The sequence below is a fragment of the Paenibacillus sp. Y412MC10 genome (genome assembly GCF_000024685.1).
Lineage (GTDB): Bacteria > Bacillota > Bacilli > Paenibacillales > Paenibacillaceae > Paenibacillus_AQ > Paenibacillus_AQ lautus_A.
In genome coordinates, this window is sequence record NC_013406.1 from 4,501,706 (window position 1) to 4,518,873 (window position 17,168).

Genomic DNA, 17,168 nt, shown 5'->3' on the forward strand with positions numbered 1-17,168 from the left:
TCAATAATATCCTAGAAATCTATCACTATATGTTAATCAATGTCGTATAGGCTGAAAATTTTCATGTTTTTTCATTATGCCATCTCGTATACTCATGACAATTATGTAACACTCCATCGAACCTCCGGCGACGTTTTGTTAACGGGCATGCAACTTTTTTGCAGTTCGGAACGTTTACATATTCAGACAAGAAATCAAAGAGGTGATCCTTCGCTTATGAGTCAAATTACGATGGCTGAAGCTTTGGCAGTCCGGGCAGCAATCAACCGTCTCATGAATCAATTGATGTCGGAACGCTTGAACAACAGCAGCACGATCATTGAAAAAGGGGAAACGGCGGAGTATCCTGCACGCAGCGTGGATGCCATTACGGAAGAGATCGAAGCCGCCGCAGCGGATTACAGAAAGCTGGATCTGCTGATGGCAATCTCCAACACGACGCAGACCATTAGTTGGAACGGCTCCGACATGACCATCATGGAGGCGATCGAGCTCGCCAAACAAATGCGCAGCGATATCGGACAGCTTGCCCATCTCGGCTCCCGCAAGAAGCTGGAGCGCCAGAGCGGCCGGGGAAGCGGAGATGGCGCCGTAACGCTGTTTAACGTGGCCTTATACGATCCGGAAGCTTATCAGGCGCAGGCGCGCAAGAAGGAACGCGAAGTGACCAGGCTCTCCTCACTGATCGAGCATGCCAACCATACGAGCATGATTACGTTCGACGCATCAAAATACATGGAATAGCGGAAGCCGCCGGCTCCAAGCCTGCAGGCCGCCTCGCGTGCGGGTTTGGAGCCGGCGGCTTCCGTCGGCGGGCGGGAAAGTGCGGGCAACCGCTTATTGTTTGTCGGATACAAACAAACCTAATAGGAAACCAAAAACTCGACTCCAGTGAAAACGGATGACGGCTTACGGTTTACGCCTATCACCTGTCACAAGTTACGGACTTCGCTTACGCAAATATGATCGCTCCGTTTCCCGCTCTCTTCATGAATAATCAGAAAGCCGCCCTTGAGGGCGGCTTTTGTTGCCTTTTCTTACGAATATATTATTGGAACAAGGCTGCGGCTCCCACCAGGCCAACATCGTCCCGCAGTCCCGCAGGAACGATCTCGTAGGTTCCTAGATAGGACGGCATGACCAGCTTATCCGTCATTTCCCGAAGCTGCGGGAAAAGAAGCTCGCCTGCTCTGCTCACACCCCCGCCAACCACGATGCGATCGGGGTTGAAGCTGTGAATGACGTTAACCAGTCCAAGTGCCATGTAATAGACGGCACGATCGATGACCTCCACTGCGACGGGGTCATGAAGACGTTTAGCCTCGAATACATGCCTGGCGTTCACGCCTCCATCGGCTGCGGCCAGTTCAGAAATAACGCTGGTCTGGGTAAGCATCCGCTGGGATGCTGCCAGGCCGATGGCCGTTCCTGAAGCAAACACCTCCCAGCAGCCATGGCTGCCGCAATTGCACTGCGGACCGCTGGGATCAATGATATGATGCCCAAGTTCCCCTGCAAAGGAATTGCTGCCCAGAAACAGCTTGCCATCCAGCACGATGCCTGAACCGATGCCTGTGCTGAGCGTCACGTAAACCATGTTCGTCGACCCTCGGCCGGCACCTCTTACATATTCGCCCCATGCGGCTGCATTGGCATCATTCAGCACTTGTACTTCCGTATTCAGATCTCGTTCCATCCAGGCTTTGAGAGGGACGTTGGTCCATTCCGGCAAATTCGTGCCGTGAATGACAATGCCCTCCCGGCTGTTAACCGTTCCCGGCGAAGCCATGCCTACGCCTCGAAGCGGGTGGCCGCCCGACACGCTGCGAATCATGTTCGTAATTCTCGCGACCACTTCCTCGGCCGTACGCGCTCCGGCTGTCTCCATTTGCTCCCGGTTCAGCAGCTGTCCTTCGGAATCAAAGAGCGCTGCCGCGATCTTCGTACCCCCAAGGTCAACGCCAACCACAAATTCTTGCTGTTTATTCCATTCGGTTTGCAATTTTTGTTCACCTGTTTCCGATAGGTTTGCTACTTCTATTGATGTAAGCTGTCAGCCAAGGATCGCAGTTCAACCGGATCAATGGGCTTCAGCCCTGATCGGCCATACCGGACAGCTGAGCCGAAATGAACCTCGCTCACGCCGGTCTGGTCGATGAAATCGCGTATGATTTCCCACTTCAGGCCATTCCCGGCCAAAATCTTAAGCCCGGTGCCTGCGGCTTGTTCCACAAGCTCGCGAATCCTCGGGATCGCTTGCGGTGCCGGCTGCGGTCCTCCCGACGTCAAGACGCGGGTGACGGCCGGATATTTCTGCAATGTACGCAGCCCTTCGAATTGATCCTCCAATTCATCAAAAGCCCGGTGGAATGTCACCTGCATATCGCCCGTCCATTCCAGCATTTGGGCCAAGGCGGCCTCGTCGATCTTTCCTTCCGGAGTCAGCATGCCAAGGACCACGCCAGCCGCACCCGCCTTGCGGATCGCCTTAACCTCCGCAACCATGGTTGCTATATCCAGCGCGTTATACACAAAGGATCTGCTATGGGGCCTTACCATCACATGGACCGGAATCCGAACGGCTTTCACGACCTCTTCCACGAGACCGATGCCCGGCGTGAGCCCGCCTTCGGTGATCGCCGTGATCAATTCCAGACGGTCCGCGCCATTCTTCTCGGCTGTGATGGCATCGTCCACGCATGTTGCGATAATTTCAAGCAGCATGTTCTTCACTCCTTACTGTCGTTGGTTCGCTTATGCAGGGCGAAACTGCTTCTCCACATAGTCCGCCAGCAGCCTGGCTCCATAGCCGGTAGCCCCTGCCGCGGAGTGAGGGAATTCCCGTTTATACTGGACCGTGCCTGCCATATCGATATGCACCCATTTCATGGTCTCCGCCACAAAATGGCGGATAAACAACGCAGCCGTTATGGCACCTGCCAAAGTCGACGTGCCGACATTCCTCAGGTCGGCATAATCGCTTCTAAGCTCGGATTCATACTCGTCCATCAGCGGCATGGGCCATAAGCGCTCTCCGTTGCGCTCCCCGATCTCAACCAAATCGGCCGTTATCTCTTGATCGCCCCAAATGCCGGCAATTTCCAAGCCCAATGCCGCACCGACATTGCCGGTAAGAGTTGCGATATCGATCACCTTGTCTGCGTTAAGATGGGCCGCGTGCAGCAGCGCGTCCGCAATGATCAATCTTCCTTCCCCATCAGTATTCGCCACCTGAACGCTCAAGCCGTTCGGATAGTGAACGACGGAAGAAGGAAGCATCGCATCCGGCCCCGATAAATTATCCGCTACGGCGATCAATGCCGTAACCCGTACCGGAGATTTCCGCGATACCAGTATATCCATGGCGCCCACGACGGCGGCTGCGCCGCCCATATCCATGCGGGCATCGCTGATGTCTCGGCCGATCTTAACGTTCATGCCGCCCATATCAAAGGTAACGCCTTTGCCGATAAGCACGATATGAGGGTATTCCTTCCCGGATTCCGCTCCATTGTAGGAAATCTCGATCATGGCAGGCTCGTATTTGCTGCCGGCACCCACGGCGATCAGTCCGTTCATCTGCCGGTCGTGAAGCTCTTGACCGCGGTATACATGAAGGTCTACGGGCGCTTTTTTGAAACGATCCTCAACGACCGCAACAAACGCCTCCGGATTTAACGTCTCGGGTGATTCATTCACCAAGTCTCGGGTGAGCTGCGTTCCTTCGATCCGGATTTCCGCCGTCCGGATGACGGCTTCCATATCTTCACGGGAAAGCCCTTCCCAATCATCTTGTCGAAGATGAAGAGACAGGGCCTGTAGATTGGCCGTAACCCCGCGATGCTTATTGAATTGATACAATCCGTACAGCCAGCCTTCCAGCCACGCTTGGAGCTCTTCCTCCGCCGAGATACCTGGAGTTACCCCGACATCGCGGGCTGCCGGTCGGATCAGCACGGCGCTTGATTTATTCTCCTTGAGCAGCGCTCTCGCGGCCGAAGCGCCCGTTCTTCGCACTTGCTCCGAAGTGAGGTTCGAACGTTGCCCCATTCCGGCAACGAGATCGTCCGACTCGTGCTCGGAACGTCCATAGAACCAGGTCAGCGTCTTGCTTTGCTTCCGGGATTCCGTTACGCGGTAATGAGACTCCTCACCCTCATAAACCGCATAGATCGAAGTATCTGCCAGCTGAACTTCATCGATGGTAATGTTCATATCGAGCCCTTACCTCCTTTTATGAGAAAATCGCGGTCTGTTACGCCTTCTTCATGATTTCTTCGTCATATAAATGGCAAGCCACCTGATGTCCCGGCTCAATCTCACGGTATACAGGCGTAATCTGTTTGCATACTTCCATGCAGGAAGGACAGCGGGTATGGAATCGGCAGCCTGTCGGCGGATTGACCGGGCTCGGCAGATCCCCCTTTAGAATGATCCGTTCCTTCTTCTGCTTCGGATCCGGAACCGGCACCGACGACAACAGCGCTTGCGTGTAAGGATGAAGCGGGCGATCGTACAGCGTATCCTTATCGGCCGTCTCCACGAGCGCGCCCAGATACATAACGCCGATCCGGTCGCTGATATGCTCTACCACGCTGAGATCATGGGAGATGAACAGATAGGTCAGGCCGTATTCTTCCTGAAGATCCTGCAGCAGGTTCAATACCTGGGATTGAATGGATACGTCCAGTGCCGATACAGGCTCGTCGGCTACAATCAGATTGGGGCGCACGGACAAGGCTCGGGCAATGCCGATGCGCTGGCGCTGCCCGCCGCTGAACTCATGGGCGAAGCGTTCGGCATGGAAGCTGTTCAAACCGACCGTTTCCAACAGCTCGCAAGCCAGTTTATCGCGCTCTTTGGAACTCAGCTTGGTATGAATCAACAAGGGTTCCGCTACGAGCTCTTTGACTTTCATTCTTGGATTAAGGGAAGCGTACGGATCCTGAAAGACCATCTGCATGTCTTTGCGCAGCGGACGCATCTGATTCTCGTTGTATCCGCTAATGTCGGTTCCGTTAAAAATCACTTCGCCGCTATTCGGCGTCAGCAGTCGGGTCACCAGCCGGCCGGTCGTCGATTTGCCGCAGCCGCTCTCGCCAACCAGGCTGAAGGTCTCGCCCTTATGGATTGCGAAGGAGATGCCATCCACGGCACGGAGCTGCTTGGACGTACCGAAGAACCCTTTTTTCACCGTGAATGATTTCTGCAAGTTTTTTACTTCTAATAAAGGTGTTTCTTTCATGCGGTTTCTCCTCCCTTCGAATGACCTTCCTGTGTCAGCCAGCAGCGGCTTTTGCGATGTTCTTCATTTACTACGGGGAGAAGCTCCGGCTCCCGGGAGAGGCACTGCTCCATGACAAACGGACACCGCGGAGCAAATTTGCAGCCTTGCGGCATATTCCGCAGATCCGGCACATTCCCGGGAATGGATTCCAAGCGGCGCACCTTTTGTCTAAGCTTGGGGACCGAATTAATGAGTCCTTTGGTGTACGGATGCTGAGGGTTCTCAAACAATTCCTCGACCGTCGCCTCTTCGACGACCCGGCCAGCGTACATGACAACCACCCGGTCACACATTTCAGCCACAACGCCAAGGTCATGGGTAATGAGCAGCATGCCCATTTCCTGTTCCGTCTTGAGCCGATTCATCAGATCCAGGATTTGAGCCTGAATCGTAACGTCCAGGGCGGTAGTCGGCTCGTCCGCGATCAGCAGCTTCGGATTGCACGACATCGCCATCGCAATCATGACCCGCTGGCGCATGCCGCCGGACAATTGGTGCGGATAGTCGTCCACGACCTCGTCCGCCCGCGGAATGCCAACGAGTTTGAGCGAATCGATGGCATGCTGCCGCGCTTTTTTGCGGCCGTATCCCAAGTGCAGCATAATCGCTTCCTCCAGTTGCTTCCCGATCCGAAGGACGGGATTCAGCGACGTCATCGGCTCCTGGAAGATCATGGCCAGCTCGTTTCCGCGATAGCGGCGCATTTCTTTTTCCGACATTTGTACGAGATCCTTGCCCTCAAAGCTTACCGAGCCCCCGGATATTCGGCCGGGCGTGTCTTTAAGAAGCCTCATGATGGACAGGGAGGTCACGCTTTTGCCGCATCCGGATTCACCCACGAGCCCGAGCACTTCGCCTTTATTGATGTGAAAATCCACGCCTGCTACGGCAAGCACCGATGAGCCATCGCGTTTGAATTCGGTTTTGAGACCTTTAACTTCAAGCAATGTTTGCGTCACGATCTATCCCCCCTATTAGTTTTTCGTCTTCGGATCAAGGGCATCATTCAGTCCGTCACCGATCAGGTTGAATGCGAGCACGGTCAGGAATATGAGAAGCCCCGGGTAATATACGATATGGGGTGCAATACTCAAGTAGTCCCGACCCATGCTGAGCATGGCGCCCCAGTCCGGTTCCGTCGGCTTGGCCCCGAGGCCGAGAAAGCTTAACGAGGAAGCCGCCAGTATGGCGCCGCCGATTCTCATCGATACGTTGACGATAATGCTGGGAACCGTCTCGGGGAAAATATGTTTCCAGATAATCCGGTTATGCTTGGCACCCATGGACCGTGCTGCCTCTACATATAAAGATTCCTTTGCGGAGAGCGTCACGCTTCGAATGATTCTGGCAAACGACGGGGTCCCGAAGACCGCCACCGCGATGACTACATTGGATAAGCCCGGCCCCAGTATCGCCACGATACCGATGGCCAGCAGCAGGTCAGGGAACGAGAACATGACGTCACTGCCCCGCATGATGAGGCGATCCAGCCACCCGCCATAGTAGCCGCTAATCAGACCAAGAATCGTACCGAGAATTGCGGATATAAAAACAGCGCTTAAACTGACCGCCATGGTCAACCTTGTTCCGTCAATCAAGCGGCTCAGAATATCACGGCCGTACTCATCCGTACCTGCCCAATGAGCAGCCGACGGGCCTTGCATCATCGCATCATAGTTCGGCTCATTCGGAGGATACGGAACGATATGCGGACCGATCACCGCCAGCACAAGTAGTAACAAGATAAATCCGCTTGATATTACGGCAAGCTTTTGCTTCATGAATTTAGTTGTAAACGCTCTGAATTTGCCAGTTGCCTGGCTCTTTGCAAGCATATCCTCCGGCGCGGAGGAATGGACCGTCACTGTTGAATTGTCGCTCATGGGTTCCCCCTCCTATTTCGATGCATACCGGATTTTTGGATTCAGTACACCGTACAATAAATCAACAATCAGGTTTATCAGGATAAATTCAGCTGCGAACAGCAATAGAAGCGCTTGAATCACGGTGTAATCCCGGAACGCGATGGAATCTACCAAGAGACGCCCCATGCCGGGAATACTGAACACCGTCTCGACCATAACCGAGCCGCCCAGCAAAAATCCGAACTGAAGGCCCGCTACGGTCACGACCTGAATCAGGGAGTTGCGCAGCGCGTGTCTTCCGACAACGACGAATTCCCGCAGACCCTTCGCCCGTCCCGTCCGGACATAATCCTCGCGCATCGTTTCTAGCATCGAAGTACGGGAGTATCTCGCCAGCATGGACATAATCCCCGCTCCCAGCGTAAAGGAAGGCAAAATATAGGATTGCCAGCTGTCGACGCCTCCTGTAGGGAACCAGCCCAGCTCCACGGAGAAAATTTGAATCAGGACAAGACCAAGCCAGAAGCCTGGCAGGGAAATACCGGATATCGCAGTCAACATTCCGAGATAGTCCGGCCACTTGCCGCGGTTGACGGCAGATATGATACCAATAATCAGACCAATGACCAGTGCCCAGCCAAGGCTGGTAAAGGTCAGGACAATCGTCGGGAAAAAGCGGCTTTCCAACATGTCCGTCACCGGTAAGCCGGAAGTAACGGATACACCCAAGTCACCCTTCAACAGATCACTCATGTAGTTTACATACTGCTGCCATAGCGGCAAGTTCAAGCCTAGCTGCTCTCGAATCCCGTTGATCTCCTCAAGGGTGGCATCCTTACCTGCAACAAGCCGTGCCGGATCTCCAGGAATCAGGTGAATGAACATAAATACAAGGATGGATACAACGAACAACAGCGGGATTACACCCAGCAGCCTCTGAATTGCATATCTTCCCAAAGGATGTGCCTCCTTTCAACATGCCAGCTTTTAAAATACGATGGGCCGCTTCCTTATTGATTCAAGAGGCGGCCCACCACAAGGTATACGTTTAGCAAGCTCTTCGCTGCCTGATTATTTGACTTCTGCGTTGATCACGCTGATCGATCCGTCCGGTAGGGCCTTCACGCCTTCAAGGTAAGCACGTTTGCCCGTGATGACCTGATCGACTCCGAGGAATACCCAAGGAGCATCTTCCCAGATTTGTTTTTGGATGTTTGCATAGATTTCTTTGGCATCTTCAGCTTTGACGGATGCGTTAGCATCTTTGATCCATTGGTCAACGTTGTCGTTCTTGTAGTAAGCGGTGTTGGAACCCGCTGGCGGGAAGAACTCGCTGCTGAACAGACCTTTTGTCGCGCCGTCGGCATCGCCAGACGAAGGAGACCAGCTTACGTACCACATTTGAATTTTCGCGTTTTCCGGCGTAGCCGAGTTAATCTGATCGGACAGGGTTGCACCTTCCATCGACTTCGGTTCAGCTTTGATTCCGACGAGGGCAAGCTGCTGCTGAATAAACTGCATGCCTTTTACCGTTTCGGAATCATTCTCTCCCCAAATCTCAGCTTCGAATCCATCTGGATATCCTGCTTCAGCCAAAAGGGCTTTGGCTTTCTCCGGATCGTAATCATAACCGGATTGCTCGGAGTAGTGCTGGGTCATGGAGGACATGGAAGAAGTCAGCTTCGAACCCAGTCCGGATTTAACGACTTTAATGTAAGCATCTTTATCAATGGCATAGTTGATGGCTTGACGAACCTTCAGATCGTCGTAAGGCTTCTTCATCGTATTCAGCGTGATATAACGCACGATCGTAGAATCAGTCTTATCGATGACGATATTGGAATCGCCTTCTACTTCGGACACTTGCTCTGTCGGCATAGGATAAATGAAGTCCGCTTCTCCCGTTTTCAGCATCGCGATCCGGGAACCGTTCTCCGGTACCGGTTTGAACGTAATGCTGTCCACCTTCGGAAGTCCTTCTTGCCAGTAATCTTCATTCTTCACAACGACAAGGCGGTCGCCTTGAATCCATTCCTTGAATTTGTAAGCTGCCGTACCTACTGGGTTCTTCGTGATGTCGGCGCTTTCCTTAAGAGCCTTCGGGCTGATCATCAGCGCCATGGCCGTCTTGTTCAAGAAAGCGTTATACGGCTGGCTAAGGGTGATGACAACGGTGTGTTCATCCGGAGTTTGAACATCGGCTACTGTTGAGAAGCTCTTGCGCATTCTGAGGTTGTTCTTTTCATCCATGATGCGATCCAGATTGGCTTTTACCGCTTCAGCATTGAAATCCGTTCCATCATGGAACTTGACGTTCTGGCGCAGATTGAATGTGTACGTCAGGCCGTCTTCGCTGATCTTGTAGTCTTCAGCCAGCACGGGAACGAGTTCCATTTTCTCGTTGAAGCCCATCAAACCTTCATACATCGTGCGAGCACCGGAAATGGAGTGCGTGTCTCCGGCATTGTGAGGGTCAAGCGTGATGAAGTTGGCGTTAATCGCAATGACAACATCTTTGTTATCTTTTGTCACCGGCTTGCTCTCGCCGCCGCCTTCACTTGCCCCTTCGCCGCTTCCGCTGTTTCCGCCGCAGCCTGCCGCAACAATCGTAAATGCGAGCAGCAGCATGAGCAGTGACCATGTTCTACCTTTGAATCTCATTGTTTTACTCCCCCTTTGATGTAGTGAATATCTATAGATTCACTCGCCGCTTCGGCATGTAACAGCCTGCCTGCCGCTTTGAGTTCCTCACCGTTTAAGCATTCCATTCGTACACAGCGCGCCGTTCACCGACAAGCGTGCCCCCATCGTTGAAAATGGCATTTGGAACCAGCTCATACAACCGGTCAATCGTAGACTGATCGCTGTAGCCGAGACGCTCCAGGATGGAAGCGATGATGCACGGCCATACTTGCTCGGAGCCGTCGGATACTTTGAGCGAGATCGCCAAGCGTTCTTTCCGAAGACCGATGCCGTACACGCCCTTCGCGCCGCCCTTGGCTGTCAGGTTGTGGTCCCTGAGCAGAGCTGAGCACACAAACTTGGTGTCTGCAATGATATCCGGATACTCGTTCATCAGCTTCGCCATTCTGGCTGCAGCTTCTGCAGTCTCTGGATCCTCGATCAAATCCGGGCATGCCAGCTTGAGGAAGGAATACCCGATACGATCCAGGGGAAGCGCGAAGATGGGAAGTCCGCAGCCGTCAATGCCTTGCGGGATCGAGGAAACCGGAACCTCGGCGAAATAAGCCAGCGTCTCGAGGATTTCTTGCTGAGCCGGATGCCCCGGTTTGTAATACGTGCTTTCGTCCCAGCCCATATGCTTGCATAGGGCAATCAAGCCGCTGTGCTTGCCGGAGCAGTTATGGAAGATTCTGCGCTTCTCCTCATGATCGCGATGGCGCTGCGCCTTGGCATCCTCATTCAATGGATAAGTTGCGCAGCAGTGAAGCGCTTCTTCCCGAATGCCGGTTTTCTTCAGAATGGATTCCAATGCATCAATGTGGAATCGCTCGCCCCGATGGGAGGCGGCAAACAAGGCCGTTTCTTCCCCCGTTAGTCCGTACACTTCGTCAATCCGGCGTTTCATTACCGGAATTGCCTGGAACGGCTTGGCCGCCGATCTCAGAAAGGTCATATGATGCGGATCGCCCGCTGCGTATACAACCTTTCCGTTCTCGTCTACGACGCTGATCGCGCCGTAGTGCACATTCTCCAATACGTTCCCGCGATATTCCTCTACCAATGGCACAAATCCCATGTTCATGCTCCCCCGATCTCCAGATGAATTAATTCAATTGAAAGTAACGATCCTGTGCGACAAGCCCCGACCCGATGGTGACCCCATGCTCGTGAAGCTCCGAGCGAACAATCGAAAAGGAATCTTGAAGCGGTTCCCAGATATACTGCGAGTAGCACAGATCCGTGATCTCTTCGTATACTTCGGGAAACTTGTCCAGAAACTCGCCGCTCAAAATGACGCTGTCCGGATTGTACATGCTGACGACGTTATTGATCGTAATCGCCATATAGGCAAGGGCCCGATCGATCAAATAGCTTGCCCAGCGCGTTCCGGCCCGCCTCTCCGCGAACAGCTCCTCGATCGTGCGGACGGGTTTGATTTTGCTGGCTTCCGACAACAAGGACGGTATATTGATATACGTTTGGAGGCATCCGGCTTTCCCGCAGTCGCACATCATGCCTTCTGGGTCCACGGTCGTGTGACCGATCTCCCCGGCGCTGTTCGTCACCCCGCGGTAAATCTCCCCCTCCAGAATGAGCGCCGATCCGACGCCATTGCCGAAGCCCAGGAGCACCGTACGGTTGGAGCCGTAGGCCGAACCTTTGAGCTGCTCCGCCAACGCCTTCACCTTCAGCTCATTGTCCACGACAGCTTGAAGCCCGGTTAGTTCCTTGAGCCTCTCGGCGAGCCCCACATTCTTCCATCCCAGCTGTACCGAAAAATTGACGATGCCGGCGTCGACATCGATGATGCCCGGCAGTCCAACGCCAATGCCGACCACCCGTCTTCGGTCGATATCGCATTCGGCGATCAGCTCTTCAATGGTTTCCGCAATCCGGGTCACCGTGACATCTGCCGTTTCATCGGATGATCTTGAAAAGCTTCCGCTGCACAATACGTTACCCTGAACGTCAATGAATCCGATATTCGCTTGATGGCGATCCAGCTCGACGCCGATCGAGATGACCGCCGTATCCAGCAGCCTTATTAAGGAAGACTTTCTTCCGCGGCCGGCCGAGGCCTGCTCTTCCGTTTCGTGAACGTATCCTTCCTCCGTCAGCTCCGATACGATCCGGCTGACCGTTGTCGGACTCATGCCCGTCTGTTTGGCTATGGCTGCTCTTGAAATCGGCTGTTCATTCTTGATGATTTGAAATACTGTGAGTCTGTTCTGCCGCTTCATAAAGTCTTGATCATGCTTTTTCATGAAGACATCCCCTATTTAATTTCACCAGTAGATTAATTAGATCAATTTTCCAAGTAAAAAGATCCGAAATCATCAAAAAACAGTGATTAATATCAGTTTTAATATTTTTATTCTCCAGTGATATTAATAATAAATCGTGTTTTGTAAAAGTGTCAATATATATGACACATTTAAATAAATATTTTTTTGATTCTGGAAATGTAAGCATTTCACTTTTTTACGAAAGAAATTCAATCTCCTGCATACATACATATGACCTCCCATCACGCACAATATGACATGAACATGACGTAAAATCTCCTAAAATGTAGGTAACAACGTCGTTTCACCCCAACAATAAAGCCACCCGAGAAAAGAATGATTGGAACATTCTTCATCCCGAATGGCTTTAAGAGCAGTAAATTATGATATTTTCAGTATTCACCCAGATCGCTAGGGACTTCGTTGCATCATCCGCCTAAAACGAATTAAACCACCCGAGAAATTAATTCGAGGGGGCCTCGAATATCCCGGATGGCTTATGTATAGATCGAAGCATGAACGCAGTTCAAGTCGCTCTATTTTGCACGCTATTGATCTCTTTTAAGTCTCTTATCTTTAATCTTAATCTCTTAATCTCTTAATCTCTTAATCTCTTAAATTTCTTATCTTTATCTTTAGTCTTTTAATCATTCCCACCAGCGGAGGTTTGAGGATAGCCGATCCTTTGGGAGTCCGTTTCTACCTTGCCTATTTCCATTTCGGAAACGGACGGACAACAGAGCGGATAGACTCAAACCGGAGCGCCCGATAGCCGATCCTTTGGGAGTTCGTTTCTCCCCTGTCTAATTTCATTCCGGAAACGGACGGACAACAGAGCGGATAGCCTTAAACCGGAGCGCCCGATAGCCGATCCTTTGGGAGTCCGTTTCTACCTTGCCTAATCCATTACCGGAAACGGACGGACAACAGAGCGGATAGACTCAAACCGGAGCGCCCGAGCGCCCTACTTGTTTTTGTAATATTCAACCGCTTTATCGAAATAATGCTTCTGGTCTTCCGGCAGATCCTCAAAATAGAAGATGGCCGCCACCGGACAAGCCGCTTCGCAAGCCCCGCAGGAGATGCAAATATCGGTATCGATGTAGAACTGGTCATCTCCTTCTTCTATACAATCCACAGGGCAAACGTCAACGCATTCTCCCGCCTTCTCTTCGATACAAGCTGAGCCGATAACATACATCCGTGATTCCACCTTCCCAAGTGTTATAAGAATCTTTTAAATTCTATGACGCACTATCATTACAAAAAGCCCATTACTCATCCATTGCTTGGTTTCTATACTTTTTATACTAAAATATATCATAATTATGTGGTTAATCATGCCAGTTGTCAACAAACCGCGAGAGAACAGCCTCGAAAACGCCCATTCCGGTTGACTTATAGAAGGTAAAGACATAAGATGAGACATATTGCTTTTTAACCTTTTTTGTTGCAAAAGAAAGCATTCATCGAGAAACAAGGCGGTGATTATAGTGGATCAAGAAGTTGCATACAGCACCCGCGAGTATATCATGCAAATGTTGAAAATAAATGGTGAACTCAGCACGAAATCCATAACCGAGGCACTGGGCATTACAGGCATGGCCGTCCGTCGCCATCTGGAGAGCTTGAAGAATGAAGGGTACATCACGTACAGAACCGTGAAGCAGCCGATGGGAAGACCCGTCTCCCTATACAGTCTTACCGAATCTGCAGAGGATTTTTTCCCTAAGAACTATCATTCGCTTGCCCTCGATCTGCTTAACGAGCTCCAGGACGAAGCTGGTGACGAAATGATATCCTTACTGTTCGACAAGCGCAAAGACACGTTGCTAAACAAGTACACGCCGACGGTAAAAGCCGAAACTCTCGAAGATCGGGTTGCGGCACTTGCCCAGATTCAAAATGACAACGGATATATGGTGGATTACCAAAAAGTCACGGATGAAGAATATGTGCTTGAAGAACTGAACTGCCCGATTTCCCAGGTAGCCAACCGGTACCAGCATGCATGCCGCTGCGAGCTTGATCTGTTTCAATCCTTGCTGGAAGCGGATGTGGAACGTACCGAATGTCTTGCCAAAGGCGATAAGAAATGCGTGTACCGGATCCGAAAGCAAGCTGAAGCCAAACAAACATAATATCTGTTATTGCCACTTCAGGCTCCTTCCATACGGGAAGGAGTCCTTTTTTTGTTAAGAGATAAGAAAGTATAAACTTCAGAGGCTTACCTACCTTATCTCGCAAGAAAAACCTCCGCTATATGCGGTCTGTCTTCTGAGAAAGTACGTCGATAGACGTTTTTCTTATAGCACTTGTCCTATCCTATTCTCTTGAATCACGAGTCATGTATGTTTCTCGGAATTATTCCAGTACAAGCAGTCGATCATCCTGATCGGACGGCACGCCCCGGCCATCGGTATTGTTGGTAATGACATAGGTTTTGCCGTTATGGACTTTAACGTCTCTTAATCGGCCTTCGCCTTCCAGTTCGGTCTCGAGCGCGTCTTTCTCCGGCTGGAACCGGTACAGCTTCTGTCCCCGAAGGGTCGCCACGTACAAGCGGTCCTGCTCGTCAAAAGCGATGCCGGAAGGAGCAATTGCCGTTTCGCCGCTATGGTAAAGCGGGAGTTTCATGCCTTCCAACGTATCATCGCCATAAATTTCGGGCCAGCCGTAGTTGCTGCCAGCCGTGATTTCATTAATCTCATCGTGTCCGCCCGGCGTGCCGGAAGGCCCGTGCTCCGAGCTGTAGAAATCCCCATCCGAATTCCAGGCCAGGCCCTGCGAATTCCGATGCCCTAACGTATAGACGTAGGAACCAGCCGTCGGATTGTCCGCTGGGACTTTCCCGTCCAGCGTTAATCGCAATATTTTGCCTGCCAGGTTCTCCTGATTTTGCGCAAGCTCACCCTCGCCCGAATCTCCCGTCGTAACATAGAGCATCTCGTCGGGACCAATCGCGATTCTGCCGCCATTATGGACGTTGGAGCCGGGAATGGACTCAAGGAAGACTTGGGACTCTGTCCATTGGTTTCCCTTCAACTCCAGCAGGACCAGCCGGTTCATGAGCGCTCCACCCTGATCATAGGTATGATAGGCGAAGGCTTTTCCGGAATCCTGAAAATCAGGAGTTAATGCAAAACCCAGAAATCCCCCTTCTCCTTGATGCGAAACCGGCTTCTCGGTATGTACCGATTGTCTGTTCAATGTGCCGTCCTTGATCTGAACGATATTCCCTTCCCGCTCGCTGATATAAATTGTCTCGCCGTCAAAATCGATGGACCAAGGCGTTCTCAATTGCTCGGCAAGCACCTGATAGGATGAATCCGGAGTCGCTTCCCGCCTCTCCTCCTGCGTTCCTTCGTTCGCCGAAGGGGACGACTGGCTTGTACAAGCAGCAAGTAGCAGCAGCGCTGCTGTAAACATCATGCCGAACGTCTTTCGTTTCAAATCCAGCACCTCCCAGGTTTGTTTAGGGTTCCGGTGTCATCATCAGGATGTCCTGCTCTATGCCCTGCAAAGAACTCATCACGATATCCTCATCGCTAAACGATTCGATCCGGCTGCCCGTAACATAACGGGTTTCGTGCCCTCGTCCGGTTATAATAATCCTGTCCTCGTCACCGGCCATTTCCACTGCGCGTTGAATCGCTTCTTTGCGATCTAAGACAACCTCCCAGTTTCCCGATTCGCGGGAAGTTAAGCCGCCCAGCATCTCGGCCATGATCTGCTCCGGATCCTCCGAAAACGGATTGTCGGCCGTGAACAATACATAATCCGCATACGAAGATGCAATATCGGCCATGATCGGCCGTTTCGATCGGTCCCGCTCGCCCCGGCAGCCCATCACGCATATCATTTTGCCTGAAGTAATGGCCTTGGCGGATTGCAAGGTTGCCTTAAGACCGTCCGGATTATGCGCATAATCGACCACCACGCCAAAACGGCGTCCTGTTTGTATTTCTTGAAACCGGCCATGAACCCCTGCAAATTGTCCCAAACTTTCGCGGATTTCTTCCAGCGGTATCCCTTCCAGCAGGCAGGTCGTCATGGCGGCCAGCGCGTTGTAAATGTTGTGTGCTCCATGCACCTTCAGATTAACTTCGCTGCTTCCCCAAGGCGTTTCTGCATGAAAGGCGCAGCCTTCCCTTGTGTGATGAATGTGCGTTGCCCGGACATCCGCCTGATTCTGAATGCCATAGGTTATGATCTGAGCGGATGTGCGTTTAGCGTAATAAGAGGATGCATCATCGTCAGCGTTCAAGACGGCCTTCTTCAGCATGTCACGGTTACTGTTGCCCAGTTGGGCGAACAGCAGCTCCTTCGTATTGCGATAGCTCTCCATTGTCTTATGGAAATCCAGATGATCATGCGATAAATTCGTGAAGACGACGGTCTGAAAATCGCATCCGCGGACCCTGCCCATATCCAATCCGTGCGAAGATACCTCCAGAACACCGTATTCTCCGCCATGCGAGATCATCGTATGAAAATAACGCATAAGTTGGATCGTATCCGGCGTTGTATTCAGCGTCTTCTCCGCATGATTTCCGATTTTCATATACAAGGTGCCGATGATCCCTGTTTTGCGGCGGGCGTCGTTAAGTATTTTATCTACCATATGGGTCGTCGTTGTCTTGCCGTTCGTCCCGGTAATCCCGATCAATTTCAAACGCTGCGTAGGATCGCCATAAAAAGCGTTTGCGAGAATCGGCAGGATTCTTCTGGTGTCCGGTACGGTTATCAGTGTTACGTTTTCAGACAGTCCCGAAAGCTCCCGCTCGGCCACGATGGCTACAGCCCCGTTTCGTATCGCCTGCTCGGCGTAATCGTGGCCGTCCACGTGATATCCCGGAACGCAGACGAACATGCCGCCTGGCCGGATTTCTCTTGAATCTGTATCCAGGTTCGTGATATCCACGGAAAGACTGCCCGTAATCGTCTTAAGGATCAACCGCTCCGTCAGTGATTTTAGAATCATGTCAGCTTCCTCATCTCGTGATGTAATCATAATCCCAGGGTCTGGTGGCAGTGTGATGTATA

At 51.9% G+C, this 17,168-nt stretch carries 15 protein-coding genes; 2 read left to right on the forward strand and 13 right to left on the reverse strand.

The window, feature by feature from the left end:
- Positions 1-216: 216 nt before the first annotated feature.
- Positions 217-744 (forward strand): hypothetical protein, encoded by a 528-nt coding sequence (locus GYMC10_RS19425; protein ID WP_015736122.1) that lies wholly within the window; start codon positions 217-219, stop codon positions 742-744.
- Positions 745-1,048: 304 nt separating this feature from the next.
- On the opposite strand, the gene GYMC10_RS19430 is transcribed toward GYMC10_RS19425, so the two are convergent.
- The 11 genes from GYMC10_RS19430 to GYMC10_RS19485 form a co-directional block, all read right to left on the reverse strand.
- Positions 1,049-2,002, reverse strand: a complete 954-nt coding sequence (locus GYMC10_RS19430) for an ROK family protein (protein WP_015736123.1) — start codon at positions 2,000-2,002, stop codon at positions 1,049-1,051.
- Positions 2,003-2,037: 35 nt separating this feature from the next.
- Positions 2,038-2,724 carry a copper homeostasis protein CutC gene (locus GYMC10_RS19435; RefSeq protein WP_015736124.1) on the reverse strand — a complete coding sequence of 229 codons (687 nt, stop codon included), beginning with the start codon at positions 2,722-2,724 and terminating at the stop codon, positions 2,038-2,040.
- Positions 2,725-2,754: 30 nt separating this feature from the next.
- Complete coding sequence (locus tag GYMC10_RS19440) at positions 2,755-4,215, reverse strand: leucyl aminopeptidase family protein (protein WP_015736125.1); 1,461 nt, start codon at positions 4,213-4,215, stop codon at positions 2,755-2,757.
- Between the two features lie 40 nt (positions 4,216-4,255).
- Entirely contained in the window at positions 4,256-5,245 is a 990-nt protein-coding gene (locus GYMC10_RS19445) for an ABC transporter ATP-binding protein (RefSeq protein ID WP_015736126.1), read from the reverse strand.
- Positions 5,242-6,246 (reverse strand): ABC transporter ATP-binding protein, encoded by a 1,005-nt coding sequence (locus GYMC10_RS19450; RefSeq protein ID WP_015736127.1) that lies wholly within the window; start codon positions 6,244-6,246, stop codon positions 5,242-5,244. The genes GYMC10_RS19445 and GYMC10_RS19450 overlap by 4 nt, the downstream gene beginning before the upstream one ends.
- Before the next feature lie 15 nt (positions 6,247-6,261).
- A complete protein-coding gene (locus GYMC10_RS19455; RefSeq protein ID WP_015736128.1) occupies positions 6,262-7,170 on the reverse strand; it encodes an ABC transporter permease in 909 nt (302 codons plus the stop codon).
- Between the two features lie 12 nt (positions 7,171-7,182).
- Positions 7,183-8,109, reverse strand: coding sequence for an ABC transporter permease subunit (locus GYMC10_RS19460; protein WP_015736129.1), 927 nt, complete (start codon positions 8,107-8,109; stop codon positions 7,183-7,185).
- Positions 8,110-8,223: 114 nt separating this feature from the next.
- Positions 8,224-9,813, reverse strand: coding sequence for a glutathione ABC transporter substrate-binding protein (locus GYMC10_RS19465; protein ID WP_015736130.1), 1,590 nt, complete (start codon positions 9,811-9,813; stop codon positions 8,224-8,226).
- 94 nt (positions 9,814-9,907) lie between these two features.
- Complete coding sequence (locus GYMC10_RS19470; RefSeq protein ID WP_015736131.1) at positions 9,908-10,912, reverse strand: asparaginase; 1,005 nt, start codon at positions 10,910-10,912, stop codon at positions 9,908-9,910.
- 28 nt (positions 10,913-10,940) lie between these two features.
- Positions 10,941-12,101 (reverse strand): ROK family transcriptional regulator, encoded by a 1,161-nt coding sequence (locus GYMC10_RS19475; RefSeq protein ID WP_015736132.1) that lies wholly within the window; start codon positions 12,099-12,101, stop codon positions 10,941-10,943.
- Between the two features lie 985 nt (positions 12,102-13,086).
- Positions 13,087-13,323 (reverse strand): indolepyruvate ferredoxin oxidoreductase subunit alpha, encoded by a 237-nt coding sequence (locus tag GYMC10_RS19485; protein ID WP_015736133.1) that lies wholly within the window; start codon positions 13,321-13,323, stop codon positions 13,087-13,089.
- A gap of 292 nt (positions 13,324-13,615) precedes the next feature.
- On the opposite strand from GYMC10_RS19485, the gene GYMC10_RS19490 reads away from it, so the two are divergent.
- Positions 13,616-14,263, forward strand: coding sequence for a helix-turn-helix transcriptional regulator (locus GYMC10_RS19490; RefSeq protein ID WP_009592087.1), 648 nt, complete (start codon positions 13,616-13,618; stop codon positions 14,261-14,263).
- Between the two features lie 223 nt (positions 14,264-14,486).
- Here GYMC10_RS19490 and GYMC10_RS19495 read toward each other — a convergent pair whose 3' ends face one another.
- Entirely contained in the window at positions 14,487-15,575 is a 1,089-nt protein-coding gene (locus tag GYMC10_RS19495; RefSeq protein WP_015736134.1) for a PQQ-dependent sugar dehydrogenase, read from the reverse strand.
- A gap of 22 nt (positions 15,576-15,597) precedes the next feature.
- A complete protein-coding gene (locus GYMC10_RS19500; RefSeq protein ID WP_015736135.1) occupies positions 15,598-17,106 on the reverse strand; it encodes a UDP-N-acetylmuramoyl-L-alanyl-D-glutamate--2,6-diaminopimelate ligase in 1,509 nt (502 codons plus the stop codon).
- Positions 17,107-17,168 lie beyond the last annotated feature (62 nt).